Genomic DNA, 17,518 nt, shown 5'->3' on the forward strand with positions numbered 1-17,518 from the left:
CCTACTTGCCGATAACCTGGGGCCTGTTCACGTAGTTGCGCACGGTGATCTTGCGTCCATCAATGGTTGTCTCCTCATCGACAGTACGCCGCGGCAAATAGCATTTCCGGCAAACCGGGCTTTCCATGAACCCATTCCGCCGGCGCTGCATGTCGCGGACCGCCTGCATCTGGGGCCCATGCCAGATCTCATGGACGGATTGCGTCTTGACGTCTCCGATGACTTCCCGGTTTTCCTCATCATTCGAGCACTTCATCACAAGACCATCCGCTCCGATGACGAGCCGCTGATACTGCTGAGGGCATGTAAAGCCGTCGACATAGTATATGTCCGTCTCGTCATCGCGTCCGAGATAGTCGATCAGCGGATTGAATGCCACGAGATCGACCAGCGGGGCGAACGTCTCGTAGTAGAGCTGCGGGTTTTCCTTGATCGCAGGCCAGATGCCCTGAACCTTGATGACCGGACGATCCAGTCCATGCTCGTCCTTGTAACGCTTGATGTCGCGGATCTTCTGCAGGAGCTCCTCGAACCCAATAGGGCTCCGTATGCGCTCATAGGTCTCTCCGACACCATCGATGGAGATCGTGATCCAATCGATTCCGGCTGCGGCGATCTCCGCGAAATAGGGCACGGTCAGCTTGAAGCCGTGCGTGAGCGTGGAAACTTCCTTGATCCCCTTCGCCTTGGCGTAGCGGATGCATTCCGCGAAATTCTTGTTGAGCGTGGCTTCTCCCCGAAGGCTCAGTCGGATCGCGGGCACCTTCCCACCGATTTCGTCGATGATCTTCTGAATCAGCGCCCAGTCCATCCGCTTGACATTGACGTGCTCCTTGAAAGCCTGCGTGATGGTGTAGCACATCGGGCATTTCAGATTGCAGATCGACGACAGCTCGATGTCGACCAGCAGCGGATAATCCGTCACTGTCTCGGACGTGGGATTCTCGGACCACGCCCGACGATACTCGGCGTAGCCCTGAGGCCACGCGCCACCGAGTTTGCGATCGAATTCGGCTTGACGTTCGGCCGTATCCATCGAGTAGTTGCCCTTGTTGATGGGCACGTACCGCGTGTTCATAGATGTTCCCCGACGTACATTTGATCCAAACGGCTCAACTCTGCTCCGCGCATCTTCCCGCAAGCATGAGCTTCAGCCCCATTCGCAACGAGTTCTTGGGTTCCCAGCCGAGTTGCGATCGTGCGCGCGTGATATCTGCGCGCACGTCGGCGATTTCATTCTGCCTTATATCGTCATGGCAGCGGACAACGAGTTGCGTCCCCGCAATAGACTGGGCCATGTCGATGACCTCGGCGACGGAGTAGGAGGAGCCGGAACCCAGGTTGAAGACGCGCAGTCCTCCCGGAGAATGCAACGTCAGTTCGAGGGCGGCGGCAAGATCTTCGACGAAAAGAAAATCGCGCCGCGGTCTCATGTCCTTGATGTGGATATCGCCGCCCCGTTTGATCTGGTCGATGATGGCCGGAATGAGAAACTCACGCCTCTGTCCGGGGCCGAACACATTGAAGGGACGTACAATCGTCACCGGAAGCTGATCCGCCTGCGCGTGAAATGCGCAGAGCTGCTCCACCAGGACCTTCGACAGCGCATACGGGCTGCCGGGCGCAAGCGGATGATCCTCATCGATCGGCAATCGTTTCGGGGGGCCATACACGTAAGAGCTGGCGAACAACAGATGTGCTGACGCGCGGCGGCAATATTCGATGGCAAGGGCGCCGCCAGTGATGTTCTCCGAATAAAAACCAGCTGGAGACTGCCAACTGTCCGGGACGTAGCTTCGGCCAGCCAGGTGAATGAGATGCTCGGCTCGAGGCAAGCCGCTCCAGAAGGAAGCGTCCGTCACATCGCCGAGGTCGCGACCGGCAGCGACAACGTCGTAACCCGCCCGCTGCAGACGCGCGACAACATGTGTACCGATGAAGCCCGGCGCTCCCGTAACGATCACTTTCGACATGAGGCTACCGCATCTTATGCTTCGCAGGCCTCAACACACCGGACTTGCCCTATCATTGTCTCGCTCGCGCAGCCTATCGGCTCAGGTTTTGTCGCAGATGACTTCACAGCTGGTAATCAGGCAGGCTACCGCAGTCCGGGTGAGTCTGACTCTCCCAAACAGGCTGTGGCTGGACTCGCCGAGACATCGCTGCTCAATGGGCGGCGACGAGTTCCCGGTCGAGGATGACGCGGACCTTGCGGCCCAGAAGGTCCAGCAAAACCGCGACACGATCGCGGTCCGCCATTCCTTCAAACAAACCCAGGCTTTCGCCTAAGGCGCCCCCAATGACGCGAATCTTGTCGCCGCGCGCGTATTGCGGCGCCTGGTGGAAACGAACGATCCCCTCATCGTCCTCCCGCGCACGAAGCTCCGCTATGACACTGTCCGGCAGGATCGCGGGTTCCTGATTGTGGCAGACGAGGTGCGACACACCATAGGTCGACTGGATCGATCGCCATCGCGCGCTCGCGGCGTCAAACCCAACGAAAAGGTAGCGAGGAAACAGCGGGGCCGGCACCACCTCAACGCGACGGGCGTGACGGCGCTGCCTGAGATAGCGCGGCATATAGACGTCGTAACCTTGCTGCTTAAGGTTTGCCGCCGCCCTGCCCTCGGCATGAACCTGCGTCCGCACGACATGCCAGCGATAAGAACTCGTCCTCATGCCACGCCCCGCTTTGCATCGGGGCCGCGAAGATCAAGCAGCGCCGGCACCAGAACACGCTCGGGACCAAACCGCGCCACCGCCATGTCGATCGCCGCAAGAGTATCCGTCATGTCGGTCACGAGAACGGCATCGAAACTGTCTGACATTTCATCGAAACTGCCTCGCACCGGCATGCCAAGGAAGGCACGCAGCTCGGAACGAGCGTCCACGACAGCAACGGCCGTCATGCCGCAATCCAGGGCGCAGATGGCACCGATCTCCGCAAGATCGGACATTCCAAGAATTGCAATGCGTTGAATCCCGGCTGCGCGCGCGGCCTCGAACAGGGTGACGAAGTCCTTCTTCGCCTGTCGAAAGAAGGAGAAGGAATAGGAGAGATATTGGATTGTCAGCCGCGACTTCTCGGCGAACCCACCTGGCGTGAGGTAGTATGCATACCGCTTGGCCGGCGCGACTGACACCTTGACGAGACCCTTGTTGATGCAGCGCTTGAGGTAGGCGTTCACGAGGCCCAGGGCGATGCCCAGCTCCGACGCCAGATGCCGCTGCGAGTGGGCCTCGCCACGCTGCACGGACTCGAGCAACCCGAGCATTATTCGAGTCTTCTCCGTCTCTGTCGACTTGATGCTGCAGCCTCCCGTTCGCGGGCGCACACTAGCTTGTTCACATCATGAACGTCAAGCGCTTTCGTTCATCTCGCGAACACTGAAAACATTCATCTTATCAATGGGTTAGCGTAGGCTTACGCGAACCGGCAGAACCAAAGTCGCGTCTGAGTTGTCAGTCCACCGTGGGGAGCACTGTTGGCTTGGTGCTCTGAAGGATCACGCTGGTCGAGTGCACCGCACCAGCCGCATTGTCATTACGGACGTACATCGTCAAGAGCACAGACCCCGGCTTGATACCGGTCGTCGCGAGATCGACAGACGGCACGGCCTGCCAATCCGACTGCGAGATCACCTGCCCATCATTTTTGATCTCGAATCGGAACTTCAGATCGTCCTTGACGCCCAGCCCATAGATGACCGGAGAAATGCGCACAACCTGCTCGGCGTTCCGGCCAAAATCCGACGGTTCGACAAACTGCATGACAATGTACTTGTCGCGCCCTGCGAAGCGACCTTCGACTCCGTTGCCGGCTCCGAAGACCCACTCGGGTCCGAGGGCAAAGAGCATCTGCCCCATCAATGTCAGTCCCGGCGAAGCCTTGTCGGGGATACGCAGGGCGATTGCGCGACCATAGGCCGGAATTTGCGGAAACGAATAGAGGTGCAATGCTTTCGAGTCAGCCCGAGGCATCAGAGCATAGCGGCTGTAGCGCAACGCAACAGAGACCGCATCATCCGCTTCGCCGGGGGGCGCCGTGAGGGGCGTAGGTTGAGACGCCAGAAACTGCTTGATCTCCGGATGATAGGCCATGAAGGCCCAATATGGCTGGCCCCAGCCGATCACATATTGGTAGAGACCATCTCGTGCGCGACCGATTTCATCAGTCACGGACGGATCAACGAGGAAGCCCTTCGAGATCGGGCGTTCCGGCGTGCGCGCGAGCAACAGCAGGTTCTTGACCGGATTGGTAAGCAGAATGCTCGCTGCAAAGAATATCTGGGTCATCGCGATTGCGGCAAGCAAGATGAGCCTGATCCGAGCGATGCTTGCCCGTTGAATCGGTGCGAAGGCGTACACCAACGCAGGCCCGACCACGACCATCGCATAAGCCAAGTATACCGAGACACCCTCGATGTAACGCGAATTCGCTGCGTAGGTCACGAACCAGACGGGGAACGAGGCGATATGGAAGCGCGCCCATGAAGCACGTGGGTCTATCCATTTGCGTGTCAGCCACAGCGCCGAGACAATAATCAATACCCAGGTAAATCCGAGGAGCAGGGTCTGCTCATTGAACATGATCGCACCGCTGGGATTGATCCCGTTGAAGCGATAGAATGCAGACGTAAATTCCGGTCCGTTATTGACCCACGTGAAGAGCGGAGCGAACAGGTCATTGAAGCGCTCATAGTGGGACGCTCGCCACTGGGGGAAATGCAAGTCTGCAATCGGCGTAAGCACCATCTGCGAAGCGAAGAGCACGATGCTCTGCAGGGCCACCGCCAAGTGGAAGGGCCGGTTTTGAACCTGCGCCGCTAAATCCCACGCGAAGAGCTGTCCCGAAGCAGCCACGTTGTAGACGAGGAAGGTGGCCGAAAAGACCAGAACGATCGCACAGAGGAGAGCAACAAAACTCAGCCCGCGGATCGTCAGCCACGTCCTGACTTCCTTCCACGTCGCGCGATAGTGGACGAGAAGCGCCAGCCCGATTGCCAGGACCAGCGGAAAATAGAAAGCGATGTGAAGTTTTGTGCCTGCGCTGATAGCGACACCGGCAACCCCGATCAGCGCATCGAAAGCCCGGCGCCCGTGGAACCAGCGGTACAGAAAATAGAGTCCCACCAGCAGGGGCGTGGCGGCGATCATGTCGTCATTGGTGGACAGCGACTGCACGAGGATATTGGGTGTCAGCCAGATCAACCAGGCGTTGGCTGCTGCGACGATCCGTGGTCCGCCAAGGTCGCGTGAAAAAACGTATGTTGTTGCTGCGATCACCAACCAGCAAACGAGTGACACTGACGAAAAAGCACGCGGACCGAACTGAAAATAGACCAGCGGGAAGTAGGCGATCGCCCCATTGAAGGGGTAGAATTGAGGTCGTGGTTCTCCCTGGTTCGAAAAGTGCGCCAGCGAACCATGGCTTATGTACCAATAGACACGCGAAAACCTGTAGACGATGCTGTCTGGATTGGCCGGCAGAAGCTCCCACGCGAGCACCAGCACCGAAATCAATACGATCCCTGAACTTATGGCCAGGAACCACGCGACGATTTTGCTGGTGAGAGGATCGAAAGGCGACGCGAATTCGGGAAACGACAATTGGCCTGTTGATTGAAGCGAACGCAGCCAGAGACTCGTCGCCGCCGCGATCAGCAGTGAGACGGCGACGTAAAGTCCGGCGCTGTCCATCGCCGAAAACAAGGACAATGCCAACGCGGTCAGGATGAAGACCGACCAGATCAACACAAAAACCGCCAGGCTTGTCCGCAAGCCACCCAACTTCTGAGGTCGAACACCCGCCGCCAGAATCAACGACAGCACGATGAAGTAGATCAAGGCGAGGAAATGCATGAGGTGACCGCCTCAGGACTCTGGGTCGGGGAAATCTGGCACGGGCCGTTTTCGTCTACGGTGGATCGCGTAGGCGACTGGAATACTCCTGCAGCAGACGCTTGATTTCCGGCATGTTGGGCATGCCGACGGTGGTCTTTTGCTGCTCATGTGTCCGGCTGCACGCCAGAAAGTCGGGAATATGGATGACATTGGCGCCTGCCGCCGCCATCCGAACCCAAAGATCATAGTCCAGCACGTAATAGAGATCGGTTCGCAGCTTGCCGCCGCTGCGCTTCCAGATGTCACGGCTGAAGAAAACCTCAGGCTGATAGAAAAAGCTTCCCGTCAACCAGAACCGGTCCATTTCAAGAAGCAGCCCGAGGGGCAGCGGCACCTGAATCCCGAACGGCAATCGATTGTGATGATCCACGATGATCGTATTCCGTGACAGGCCGATCTGGCGACATCCTCCTGCCACGATGTCGACGCCAGAAAAAGTAAATGCCTGTGCGACTCGGAACAAAGCGCCGGGCTCCAGCAGGTCGTCGCTATTGACCCACGTGAGAATATCGCCCGTCGCTCGCGCAAATCCCTTGTTCAAGCCATCTGATTGACCTTTGTCGGGCTCGATCACGAGATGATCCACCCGGTCACGATACCTCTCGAGAATGTCGCGGCTTCCGTCGGTCGAATTGCCGTCTACGACGATAAATTCCAGGTTCGGATAGCCCTGGTCCAGAACGGATTTGAGTCCTTCCTCGAGAAACGCGGCCTGATTGAAGCTCACCATGACGACCGAGATCTTGGGCCAATCCAGTTGGCTGACAAGGGACACGACGGGGCGACCGCTTCGATCGATCGGGTCGAGCCAAGCCGCCGGGAAATTCGAGTAAGAACGCAATGAGGATTCGCGCGCTTGCGGGTCGCCAAGCTCGGAGGCGAGCGGTGAAGCAGGCGATGCCGGCGTCATGACATCGAGAACCAGCGTCTGGCCCGAGCTGAGGCGCCCCCGCAACACGCCAAGGCTCAGATCATCGGCGGCATCGACCACAATCGTACCGAATTGCCTCAGCATGTTCGGATCGTCGATCAATGCCTTAACGAAGCTACCCTCCTCCGGCGGGCGAAGTGTCGGCTCGTTCGCAGGGGCAACGGGAAGCGACCTTCCGACACCAGCGCCTCCCGTGACCGTAACGAGCTCGGCTCCGGCAATTTCCCCCTTCAGCCGGCGAGCGACAGAAGTATCCCCGATGGAGAGAACGGGCCCAGCGAGGGAGAGACCGCCGAAAGCGATCACTTCCGCCCCGCGCCGCGCCTGGACAGGCTGCGGTTTCGCCTTCGCAAGCCGCGGCAATATCCGACGCAACTGCAATATGCGCGCGGCCTGCCTTGGGAACCGCTTTAGTAGAGATGACTTGACCCGCGTGGCCTGGCCACTGATGGGATGCTTCCGTGCCAACACGGACATTTCCCACCGGAGTGTCGCAAGCTCCCTCGCCTGCGCAACGACCTGGTTGCGCAAAGATTCCAGCTCAGCTCCGCCATCCATTTCGTCCTCCGGATGGATAATCTCGATCGCCAAAGGCCTACCTCGCACTTACTGTGGCCAATTCCCCGCCGCTACATTCATGGACACGGACCCGATCCGCGCCCATCTGTCAACTTGACAGGCCGCTCAAGCGGCAAGTTTTGGTGCTAAGGCAGCATGCAACGGGATCGTCAGCTAATCCGCCTTCGCCAGCAAATCGACCCACGCATCGGCCTGGCGCGTGAGCGTAAAGCGTTGCTCCACCCGCGTTCTGGCTGCGCGGCCGAGACGCTCCCGCAACGCCGGGTCGGCCAGCAAGCGATCGACAGCACGCAGCAGGGCTTCGACCTTCAGCTCTTTCACCAGGATTGCGGTCTCCTCGTTGACCAAGACCTCGCTGACCGCTCCAACATCGAAGGCCACGACGGGTACGCCGCAGGCGGATGCTTCCAAAAGGGATTGTCCAAATGCTTCAGCGGTCGCCGCACTGACGTAAACGTCGGCGCAATTCAAAATCAACGCCATCTTGCGCTCGTCGGTCACCAGGCCAAACGAGCGGAGGGAGGACAGCGCTTCCGACATGTAGCCGAACAGCACAACTCCCACATCCTTGCGCTTGAGCAGAGCCTGATGCAGATCATGAAACAGCGGCCCCCCCTTCCACTGGTTCTTCACATCGACAGCGCCCAGCAGCACAATCGCCGCCCGCTCCGGAATGCCGAGGAGTCTTCGCGCGACACTTCGCGGAATGGGCGAAAAAAGTTCGTGATCAAGCGCAAGATGGACGAAGCGCGCCGCCGCCTGATTTCCAAATCGCTGGACGACAATGTTGGCAGTCCATTGACTGTTGCCGACAAGGGGAACGGCGTTCGGCCCGGCGAAAACCTTGCCACGCTCTTGCCAGGCTGGAGCAATTCGTTCGGGCGCCAGTTTCGGATACTCATTCGGCGTCGGACAACTCGCGTTGCAGCCGGTCTGGTAAAGCTGGCAGGACATTGGATAGGCGCAGCGACCGGTGACAAAATACACATCGTGCATGAACGCCATGACGAGGATGCCTTGCGACCGAATCGCCGAAAGCAGCGCGAGCGGCCATGGGGCACCATGCACGTTCCCGGTGATCACCACATCGGGCTTGAGCGCGGCAATTCTGGTTGCAAGATCTCCTGCAATCTCTTCACCGGACTCGTCGCCATAGATTTCGTGCAGATCCTGAACTCCGAGCCAGCCCGGGAAGTGCTTCACGCCGGTGACGATCGGCGCGTTAAGCAATTGGCCAGGAGTCCAAGCGAAGACAGCGACTTCGAAGCCTTTCAAAAGCATGGAAGCAACTTGTCGCTTCAACGCAATTCCGGCGCCGTATTGAAACCCGGCATCGTTCAGGAAGACGATCCGGACCGGTCCGCCACTCCTCAGCCTGTCGCGAAGTGGCCGAGCTTGTCGGTTCGCCGCTGGCAGTTCAGCTGCAGCGCCGTTGGCGAAGGAAGAATATTCGGATCTCCTGCCGATACGACCGACGCGAAGCACCTCCCTTGCCGAAGCCGTCCCCAGTTCGCCCCGTGGCCCAACGACAATCAGATTAAACCGATCGAGACGGCCAATGTAGGCTGACCCGGGCGCAGTGGATGTCACCTTCGCTGCGGCTGCAGCAAGCACAACCTCGATCTGCTCGCGCTCCGGGCCGTCAGCGACCACCAGGACGTCGCGTCGACCGCGGCCGCGATGAAAGATCTGCTCGAGTTCCGCAGTCGTGACACTGCCGCCGATATCGCGGGCGACTAAAATTGCATCCAGCAGCCGGACTGCAGTTGACCGCCGTCCTTGATATCGCTCTTGGAGTCGCGGCAAGACGCGGACACCCCGGACGAGCGCTCGCGCGGCAGCACGCAGAACAGGACGCGAGCGGATTGTCTCACGAGCAACAGCAATGGCGGGGTTCCGAGAGCCGGAAAACCATTGAAACGAGCGTTCAAACGAGGTCGCCACGAAGACAGCAACTCGCTGCAAGCTGCCGATGAACCTCGTCGGAGCTCGTCTTTCAATCATCAGAAGAAATCATCACTCGTCTAAGCCGCTAGGATCGAGTTCGGCGTACCGGATCTCGGGGAAACAGCAAGAGCGAAGCCTCATGTCCCTGAAGGCACAAAAGCTCACCTGGCCGGCATGAATCCGAATTTCGCTCCGTGCTTAACCCGCTTATGGGTGGTGGACAAGCCGGAAATTACCTTGACCTGCCTTAAAACACCAACCAGATGTCAAGTCACGATTGATTTTCCGAGGTTATTTCGGTTTCCTGACGCGACGAATCACGTCCACTTGCGCTGGGCCTCTGGAGACCTCGACCGGGGAATAGTCGAAACTGTTTTGCCACTAGCTGGACGGGTTAAGCGATCTTGAGCATCCGCATTCGGCAGGCAACCAAGTAGTATCGGAGCACGAATATGGATCAGGTCCTGGCTGGCAAACAAGAGGTGGGATCCTCGGCCCCTGCGACAATGCCCGCACCTCGGGTCGCCGTCCTGGTTCCCTGTTTCAACGAAGAGCTAACGATCGGAAACGTCGTGAACGATTTTCGCGCCACGCTTCCGGAGGCAGAGATCTACGTTTACGACAACAACTCCACGGACCGCACCATTGATGTTGCGCTCAAAGCCGGCGCCATCTGTCGCAAAGAGACCAACCAGGGCAAGGGCAACGTTGTTCGGCGCATGTTCGCGGACATCGAGGCTGACGTCTATATCCTCGTCGATGGCGACGACACCTACGATGCCGCAAGCGCAAGGCGGCTGATCGAGCCGGTCCTGCATGAGCAGGCCGATATGGTCAACGCCGTGCGGATCGCAACCGGCAAGCAGGCCTACCGCTCCGGACACCGCTTCGGCAATACGCTGTTGACGAGTGCGCTCTCGCAAAGCTTTGGCCATCAATGCAAGGACATCCTGTCAGGATATCGCGCAATGTCGCGCCGCTTCGTGAAATCCTTTCCGGCGCTCTCGGAAGGTTTCGAGATTGAAACGGAGATTACCGTTCACGCGCTGGAACTCGGAGTGCGTATCGCCGAGATCACGGCTCCCTACAAGGAGCGCCCCGAAGGATCGGTCAGCAAGTTGCGCACAATGCACGATGGATTTCGTATCCTTTGGGTGATCCTTCTTTTGTTGAAGGCCGAGAGGCCTTTTCGATTCTTCGCATCCATTAGCATCGTGATGTTTCTGCTGATGGTGGGGCTGGCCATCCCGTTGATTGTCACCTACCTGGAGACCGGCCTTGTTCCTCGCCTCCCGACCGCTGTCCTGATCACCGGCCTTGCAATTACCGGCTTGCTGACGCTCATGAGCGGCGTCATCCTTGAAACGGTGACGCGCGGACGTCGGGAAAACAAGCGCATGCGCTATCTCTCCTATCCGGCAATCCAGGTGTCATCACCGCAACGTCCTTAGGTGCTCACGGCGGATCGAAACCGACCGGCTTCATTGGCACAAGGTGCAGGTATCGTTCGGCGAACTCCACGACAACGACGTCCGGCTTGACCTCGTCGACAAGATTGAAATTGAAGGTGCCGCCATTGTTGTGAGTGAATACGGGATCACGGAAGGTCTCGTAAAGCATGTACGGACCCAGCACGTAATCCGTGAAGGAGTCGCCGAACATCAGCAGCCTCGGTCGATTCTTCAAATCGTTCTTGTTCTCTATGATGCGCCAGCCCCACCCTGGTCGGTACGTGACGGCCTGCCGTTCAATCTGGTGCGACTTCCACTTGGGAGTCATTCGCTCGACACTATAAACAAGCTTCTTGTCCAACGTTAAGATGTAGGCCAAATCGCTTGCCGCCGGCGCACCATGAGAAATGGTATAGTCATCCAAGGAATAAGGGGTGACGCTCGGATATCTCTGCCTTATCCGCTCCATCAGCATATCGTAGGCAACGAAAGCCCCGCGTTCGCTCCAATGCGAGTCGCCTGGCGTGTAGACCATCTCGCCGGCAGCCTTGGCCCTAAACAACCCTTCGCGAGGATCGATGAATTCCAGGTCCGAATGCTTGAGCCTGGCCGCAAGCTGGTCGATCCGAGTAACCGCGGCACGCGGATAGTCCGCCAGCTTCTCAGGGTAAATCGTGTTCTTGTCGGGCGCGATGACGATGTAGAATCCGATGCCCCGCTTGGCCAGCCAATCCCGATCGGCCTCCATTTGATGGACCCAACTTTCCAGCTCGGCGGATGAGAAGATATCGACGCCGGTATGCTGCTCCAGGATCTTGTCTGCGGTGTAGAACAGCCAGCCATCACTGCCGACCACGACATCGCGCGCCCCGCTCAGGCCGAGGCTGTAACGCATCAGGCTGTTGAGATGCACCAGCTGGCCGCGAAGGCCGAAACGATCGTTGACATAGTTCTCGGCCAACCGAGGCAAGAGCTTGATCTCCCGCCAGGAGTTCACCTTCGGAAAAGGGGCGAGGGCGCGGTTGTCGTTCGCACCGTCTGCCGCAAATCCCGTTACTTGCGCGATGAAGGGCGTCAACAGCGCAACACCAAACAGAACGATGACAAGCCACTCGTTCAAGCGACTCATCCTGTTTGCGGGAATAGCGGCCTGCTGGGCGTGCTTCGACATGAGCTGGCCCTCCCGCTAGAACCGGAAATAAATAAACGGATTGTAGGCCCCCCCGGCAAGGCTGAGCGCAACCAACCCGAACAGCACGGCGAGACCTCCGAGTCGTCCGACCTCCAGCTCTCCGACGCGCAGCGCCGAGCCGAGCCAGGACAGCAATCTGTTCCCGTAAGGTCCGCATCCTATCGCGCCGGCAGCGAGCGCCACCATCACATCCAATCCAAGGAAGCGGTGCACCGGCGGCACGTTGGCCATATTACCGCCCAAGCCGATCAATGCCGAGAAATAGTGTCCGGCGGACTCGAGAGTTTCAGCTCGGAACAGGACCCAGGTCGCCATCACGGCGAGCATCACGTACAAATGGCCAAGGAAGGGATGGACGCGGGAGATGACGCGGCCGAAGCCGCGGCGCTCCAACACCAGAAAACCGCCGTGTGCCGCACCCCAGAGCACGAAATTCCATGACGCACCATGCCACAGACCGCAAAGCAAGAACACCATCCAAAGATTGACGTATGTTCTCCAGGGGGAGACGCGATTACCGCCGAGAGGAATGTAAAGATAGTCGCGAAACCACGATGAGAGCGAGATGTGCCATCGATGCCAGAATTCGGTCATCGACCGGGACACATAGGGGTAGTTGAAATTCAGCGGGTAACTGAACCCGATCATGAAGCCGAGCCCAATGGCCATATTCGAATAGCCGCCGAAATCGAAATAGATCTGCAGCGTATAGCAGATGATCCCGAGCCATGCGATCGGTGCGGACAGCTGCTCCGGAGGGAGGGCGAAGATGGCGTCCGCACTCGCAGCCACCGTGTTGGCGATCAGGACTTTCTGGGCCAGCCCGATCACAAAATAGCTGATGCCCGTTGCGAAGCGGTCGACCGTGATGAGCGGCTCATGCAATTCGCCCGCGATTGTCTTGTATCGGATGATCGGTCCCGCGATGAGCTGGGGAAACATCGAAACGTAGACGGCGAGATCGCGGATGCTGCGCTCCGCGCGGACATCCCTCCTGTAGACATCGACCAGGTAAGAGAGGGAGTGGAACGTGTAGAACGAGATCCCGAGCGGCAGCGGCAAAGGTTTAAGAACGAATATGGACGGCGACAGGCCAAACTTTGCCGCGAGTGGCCCCAGGAGACTGCCAACTATACCGAGCAGGAAAGTGCCGTATTTGAAAATCGCCAGCGGCAGGAGGTTCACCACGACGCCGAGCGAGACCCAGTACCACGCGTCGCCTTTGTCAAGCCCACGCTCGATCGCTTTCCCCAGCAGGAAGTTGATCGCGATCATCGCGAGGACGAGCGGCAGAAAAACCGGCTCACCCCAACCGTAAAACACCAAACTGGCGATCAGCAGCACATTCTTGCTGAACCCGCTCAGCAGGAATACCGCGATAAAAAGCGGCAGAAAGTAGAACAGGAAGACGATGCTGCTGAACACCATTGCCGATCAACCCGCGCGGCTCAGGCGACTCCAGCCGATTTGCAGCGAACCAGGAGCCGGTTGAAAATCCGACATCGCGACGGCCCGCCTCATCCGACCTTGTCGAGCATGCAGAAGTGCCCGGCAAAGGGTAGCGGCATCTCAGCCTTATAGCGACCTTGCGTGCCCTGCACGAATTGATCGACCGCGAGTTGCGCGCCTTCCGAAAAGTAACCGTAGTCATCGACCACGATGCGCCCGCCCACAGGCATGCGTGCGTCCAAGAACTCCAGCGCATCCTTGATCGGTTCGTAAAAGTCGAAATCGACATAGGCGAAAGCCACTTGCGACGGCAAATCCTCGCTTTTGATCGCGTCCCTCACCCAGCCCTTCTTCACCTTGATTCGTTCGCTCGGGAAATTGATGGAGGCAAGCTTGGCCAGGACTTCGGTCTCCGGAGAAGCCATGGTCCCCTTGTAGTTGGCCATGGTGCCAAGATTGAAAATGTCATGAATCAGGCGATCCTCCTGTGTCGGGGCAGGCAAACCCTCGAAACTGTCGAACAGCCAGAGCTTGCGGTCCTGAAACGGCATGATCTCAGAGGCCAGGAGCTTGGAGGTGGCCCCCTGCGCGACGCCAAACTCGCAGATGTCGCCAGCCACCTTGAGGCCGTCATGGAGAGACTTGATCACATAGATGGCTTCGCTGACCGTCGTGCCTATGAGGTCGCTGAGATCGCGGGAGCGCCCCTCCCTGACCGGCAAGTCGGTGAAGAGAAATCGACGATAGAGTTGCTCGATCTCGGCAGCGTCCTGACGATGAATATCGCGCATTGCTTCCGACATCTTGAGTTGATCGAGGACCTGGAAATACCGGTCTTCCCAATCGCGCCCGTCAGCCGCCGCTCGGGTTATTCCCTCTGTTGGAATGCGCGTCACCCGCAAGCCCATGCGGCGGAGGTTCGTACGCAAGAAGCGCTTCAACAATTGTTTCACCGTATCTAGTTGATAATTGGAGACGATTGGGGTCGACGCGTATCCCGCCCAGGCTTCCGACCACGGCGCCGGCAAAAAAGCAAGCAAATGATGTCGCAGACGCGAGGAGGGTATTGGCCGCCCAATAGCCATTTACCGGCCAGGCAAAGTCGTGACAAGGAAAACGGAGCACCCCTTCTCGATTCGAGGGAGGCGGTCCACGGTTCCTGGGTCCCTGGGCACCGTTGCCTTGCCGAAGCGGGGGCCTCGTGATGGAAAGCCGGGCACATCCGGCGTCCAGCCTTTATTCCCCCATGACATCGACAGGACCGGAGCGCCAGTGGCGCAAGCGGCCAGATCCGAATCTCTGAAACCAGCTTGGCCTACCTCAGGTAGCAAAAGCCATCACAGACGCCCGGCTCTCGCTCCATTCGATATCGACCATAGCTGGCCGATCAAGAATCCAAAGCTGAGAAAAGCAAGGATAGCCCTGAACGCATCATTTCTGCCTACCGACGTAGACCGACCGCCAACCTACCTGAACATCAGATAAAGATTCGAAGACAACGGTCCGAATTGCAATCCGGTGTAGCCAACCGTCGCGGGCTTCGTGATCGTGGATGCGATTTGCCAGAGCCTCTTTCGTGTCATCAAAATGAGGTTCTTCTCGTCCGTCCATTCCGACTTTTCGGCAATCCGAGAAGCGATTCTGAAACTCCAGTCCCAGTAATGGGCCACGGGGATTGACGTGTGGTGTTCGACCGGAAAGAACCTGTTCGGGACGGTTATGAACACCCGGCGCGCAACGCGACAAAGTTCTTTGACGAAAAGCACCTGGTTGTCGTAGCTGCCAACGTGCTCAAGAACCGCATTTGAAGTTGCAATATCGAACGAGCCATCATCAAAGGGCAATCGAGCATTCGCTTCGATCTGAACATAACGACAAAGAGGATAGGCTGCCTTGAATCCATGGCCCGCGCCTAGTCCGCAGGCTGTAATTCTTTCCTGGTGCAGGTAACTTCTCTCCAGGACGTTCGCGCCATCGTTGATGACGTCAGACACGCCAACGTCAAGGACCTCATCCGACGAGGAGGGCAGCATGTTGGAGATGAAATCTCGAAATATGCGCTCCCGTGCGGCCAAGAGAAGCCTCTCCGCCACACCGCCAGATGGCACTTCTCGGTAGTATTCCTGATCGATTGTCACCGCCGCCCTTTACCGCGATACGAGGGGATCGGTCAATTCCCTCTGGGCTTCGCGCTGGAAATCCGAGCGCGTTCGCCGGGATATCGGTCTCCCCGGACGGGCCAAGAGCGTGAGCGCGGCCAAAAGGGGCAACGCTAGCCATACGGTAAGACAAAATCTAAGGCCCGCCCACAGGATACTCGTAACATCGAGATTTACCCCCGCCTTGCGGCTTGAGCAAGTGGGGCAGCGACGCCGACAGCGTCCGCATGTGCCGCCTGTACGGCGGCACGAACACCCGAAGGCAACACCGGAGCGCTGGAGTTCCGGTGCTGGCTGCTGCACTGGCCAAGACTCACATACCTGAAGGCCTGCTGACGGGAGCTGATTGGTTTCTGATGAAGTTTGATGCTAGACGGATTTGAAGAGAAACCGGGCTTATCCAGCATCGACGCAAAGCGGACCTCGTGATCCTTTCGAGGATAGACTTCCATGGCAAATATCGACCGCGACACCACGCTCCAGACTCTTCTTGAATACTTCTGGCTCCGCCCCGAGACAGCAGCTTGGCGCGCCTCGGATTTTCGGGTGCTTGAGAGCATCGACTTCCGCGGCCCCATGCTGGATCTCGGCTGCGGCGATGGTGCCTTCAGCTTCATGCTTGCCGGCGGCAGGTACTCTGTTGACTACGATTTTTCTTCGATGACGACTGATCGCGATCAGTTCTTCGAAAACACCGACATCTATAACCACTTTGACCCAGCGAAGGCGGTCAACGTCATTGCGCAACCCGCTCGATACAAAATAGCGGTCGGCTTTGACCACAAGCGTGCACTGCTCGACAAAGCCATGCTGACCGGCCTCTATGAGAGAACGGTGGAAGGTGACGCGAATGAGCCGCTCGCATTCCCTGATGGAAGTTTCGCGACTGTCTATTCCAATATTTTGTACTGGATCGAGGAATTTCCGACAACTCTTCGCGAGATCCGGCGCGTTCTGCAGCCTGGCGGCGAATGCATCCTTCAGGTCCCGTCCAACCGACTGCGCGATTTCTCATTCTATCAACGACTCTTCGTTCAGACCGGCGATCCCAAGTGGGAGTGGCTCAAACTGATCGACCGCGGCCGCTCCGACAACATCAAGAATTGCCTCACTCAAGAGAATTGGAGTTCTGAATTTGAAAGAGCGGGTTTCCGGGTGATATCTTGCACACCTTATCTCTCTCGCCTTGTACTTGAGGCGTGGGACATCGGGCTTCGACCGATATCGCCCTTCCTCATTGAAATGACGAACGAGCTGTCGCTCGAAACCCGAAGAGACATAAAAAGGCGATGGGTAGCCTCGCTTTTACCCATGATCTCGCCGCTGCTTTCCATGCCGAGCGACGAGAATGGCTTCTTTCTTTTTCGCTTAGCTCGATGAGAAGGACTGCTTGTCACGCGGCACGCTCAAACATTTGCTGCGACCACTTGAACCAGTGATGATTATGAATCGCATCACTGGTTTTCTGAGCCCGAGGCCTCAGTCGTAACAACGACGGGCGTCCAAATTGGCATCAGCACTCAGAGCAAGAAGGAGTGCTCCAAATGGACGGTTAAGACCAAGTGATCGTCGGGTGTCGCAGTCGCATTGCCGGCAACCGTAGCCGACAGCGCGGACAACGACTGCTCAGAAGTTGATGTAAGCAATCCGCTCTCGTTCGAAGAGACGACCGGGGAGTGAGATGCAGCATTACTGCCGTTGGTCTCGTGGCTAAATGAGAAATTATTGCTATCTAAGATACTGATTGCCGAAGAATGCGCGGGCGGTATGCCGATGTAGCTATCCCCGTTGAGGTCCTGCTGAAAGCTGGTCTCGAACGACTCTAGCCCGGCGGAGCTGCCTGAAACTCCGCCGAGGGCATTGTTGAGATAATTGCCATTCGCGTCCGTGTTCCAAACGGCATACG

Annotated in this window: 13 protein-coding genes and 1 pseudogene; 2 read left to right on the forward strand and 12 right to left on the reverse strand. The window is 58.0% G+C overall.

The features are described from left to right. Window position 1 precedes the first annotated feature (1 nt). From HYH07_RS02135 to HYH07_RS02165, 7 genes are all read right to left on the reverse strand, one after another. Window positions 2-1,141: a radical SAM/SPASM domain-containing protein gene (locus HYH07_RS02135; protein WP_228749171.1), complete on the reverse strand. Its 1,140-nt coding sequence runs from the start codon at window positions 1,139-1,141 to the stop codon at window positions 2-4. After that, window positions 1,113-1,973, reverse strand: coding sequence for an NAD(P)-dependent oxidoreductase (locus HYH07_RS02140; RefSeq protein WP_220000913.1), 861 nt, complete (start codon window positions 1,971-1,973; stop codon window positions 1,113-1,115). The genes HYH07_RS02135 and HYH07_RS02140 overlap by 29 nt, the downstream gene beginning before the upstream one ends. A 193-nt stretch (window positions 1,974-2,166) precedes the next feature. Next, entirely contained in the window at window positions 2,167-2,679 is a 513-nt protein-coding gene (locus HYH07_RS02145; protein WP_220000914.1) for a transcriptional activator RfaH, read from the reverse strand. Continuing rightward, window positions 2,676-3,275 carry a winged helix-turn-helix transcriptional regulator gene (locus HYH07_RS02150; protein ID WP_220000915.1) on the reverse strand — a complete coding sequence of 200 codons (600 nt, stop codon included), beginning with the start codon at window positions 3,273-3,275 and terminating at the stop codon, window positions 2,676-2,678. The genes HYH07_RS02145 and HYH07_RS02150 overlap by 4 nt, the downstream gene beginning before the upstream one ends. 187 nt (window positions 3,276-3,462) lie before the next feature. Further along, a complete protein-coding gene (locus HYH07_RS02155; RefSeq protein ID WP_220000916.1) occupies window positions 3,463-5,862 on the reverse strand; it encodes a glycosyltransferase family 39 protein in 2,400 nt (799 codons plus the stop codon). A gap of 55 nt (window positions 5,863-5,917) precedes the next feature. Next, window positions 5,918-7,426: a glycosyltransferase family 2 protein gene (locus tag HYH07_RS02160; protein WP_220000917.1), complete on the reverse strand. Its 1,509-nt coding sequence runs from the start codon at window positions 7,424-7,426 to the stop codon at window positions 5,918-5,920. A 141-nt stretch (window positions 7,427-7,567) separates the two neighbouring features. Then, entirely contained in the window at window positions 7,568-9,418 is a 1,851-nt protein-coding gene (locus HYH07_RS02165; RefSeq protein WP_220000918.1) for a glycosyltransferase, read from the reverse strand. Window positions 9,419-9,813: 395 nt separating this feature from the next. Between HYH07_RS02165 and HYH07_RS02170 the strand changes: the two genes are divergently transcribed. Further along, window positions 9,814-10,812, forward strand: a complete 999-nt coding sequence (locus HYH07_RS02170) for a glycosyltransferase family 2 protein (RefSeq protein WP_220000919.1) — start codon at window positions 9,814-9,816, stop codon at window positions 10,810-10,812. A gap of 4 nt (window positions 10,813-10,816) precedes the next feature. Here the strand turns inward: HYH07_RS02170 and HYH07_RS02175 are convergent, their stop codons facing one another. The 4 genes from HYH07_RS02175 to HYH07_RS02190 all read right to left on the reverse strand — a co-directional run bounded on the left by HYH07_RS02175 (window position 10,817) and on the right by HYH07_RS02190 (window position 15,591). Continuing rightward, the gene (locus HYH07_RS02175) at window positions 10,817-11,983 is read right to left on the reverse strand and encodes an alginate O-acetyltransferase AlgX-related protein (RefSeq protein WP_220000920.1); all 1,167 of its coding nucleotides are present in this window, start codon (window positions 11,981-11,983) and stop codon (window positions 10,817-10,819) included. 15 nt (window positions 11,984-11,998) lie between these two features. Further along, a complete protein-coding gene (locus tag HYH07_RS02180) occupies window positions 11,999-13,432 on the reverse strand; it encodes an MBOAT family protein (RefSeq protein WP_220000921.1) in 1,434 nt (477 codons plus the stop codon). 89 nt (window positions 13,433-13,521) lie between these two features. Continuing rightward, window positions 13,522-14,493 (reverse strand): TylF/MycF/NovP-related O-methyltransferase, encoded by a 972-nt coding sequence (locus HYH07_RS02185; protein ID WP_220000922.1) that lies wholly within the window; start codon window positions 14,491-14,493, stop codon window positions 13,522-13,524. 426 nt (window positions 14,494-14,919) lie between these two features. Next, entirely contained in the window at window positions 14,920-15,591 is a 672-nt protein-coding gene (locus HYH07_RS02190) for a methyltransferase domain-containing protein (RefSeq protein WP_220000923.1), read from the reverse strand. A gap of 471 nt (window positions 15,592-16,062) precedes the next feature. Between HYH07_RS02190 and HYH07_RS02195 the strand changes: the two genes are divergently transcribed. Then, the gene (locus tag HYH07_RS02195) at window positions 16,063-16,992 is read left to right on the forward strand and encodes a class I SAM-dependent methyltransferase (protein ID WP_220000924.1); all 930 of its coding nucleotides are present in this window, start codon (window positions 16,063-16,065) and stop codon (window positions 16,990-16,992) included. A 140-nt stretch (window positions 16,993-17,132) separates the two neighbouring features. Here HYH07_RS02195 and HYH07_RS02200 read toward each other — a convergent pair. After that, window positions 17,133-17,518, reverse strand: a pseudogene (locus HYH07_RS02200) (hypothetical protein); the annotation flags it as partial.

Source organism: Bradyrhizobium sp. BR 10261, from assembly GCF_019455395.1.
GTDB lineage: Bacteria > Pseudomonadota > Alphaproteobacteria > Rhizobiales > Xanthobacteraceae > Bradyrhizobium > Bradyrhizobium manausense.

What these genes read in the sequence shown, in the direction of transcription:
- HYH07_RS02155 (WP_220000916.1), bottom strand. Translation starts at nt 5,862, where the DNA reads ATGCATTTCCTCGCCTTGATCTACTTCATCGTGCTGTCGTTGATTCTG.
- HYH07_RS02165 (WP_220000918.1), bottom strand. Translation starts at nt 9,418, where the DNA reads ATGATTGAAAGACGAGCTCCGACGAGGTTCATCGGCAGCTTGCAGCGA.
- HYH07_RS02145 (WP_220000914.1), bottom strand. Translation starts at nt 2,679, where the DNA reads ATGAGGACGAGTTCTTATCGCTGGCATGTCGTGCGGACGCAGGTTCAT.
- HYH07_RS02140 (WP_220000913.1), bottom strand. Translation starts at nt 1,973, where the DNA reads ATGTCGAAAGTGATCGTTACGGGAGCGCCGGGCTTCATCGGTACACAT.
- HYH07_RS02170 (WP_220000919.1), top strand. Translation starts at nt 9,814, where the DNA reads ATGGATCAGGTCCTGGCTGGCAAACAAGAGGTGGGATCCTCGGCCCCT.
- HYH07_RS02175 (WP_220000920.1), bottom strand. Translation starts at nt 11,983, where the DNA reads ATGTCGAAGCACGCCCAGCAGGCCGCTATTCCCGCAAACAGGATGAGT.
- HYH07_RS02180 (WP_220000921.1), bottom strand. Translation starts at nt 13,432, where the DNA reads ATGGTGTTCAGCAGCATCGTCTTCCTGTTCTACTTTCTGCCGCTTTTT.
- HYH07_RS02150 (WP_220000915.1), bottom strand. Translation starts at nt 3,275, where the DNA reads ATGCTCGGGTTGCTCGAGTCCGTGCAGCGTGGCGAGGCCCACTCGCAG.
- HYH07_RS02195 (WP_220000924.1), top strand. Translation starts at nt 16,063, where the DNA reads ATGGCAAATATCGACCGCGACACCACGCTCCAGACTCTTCTTGAATAC.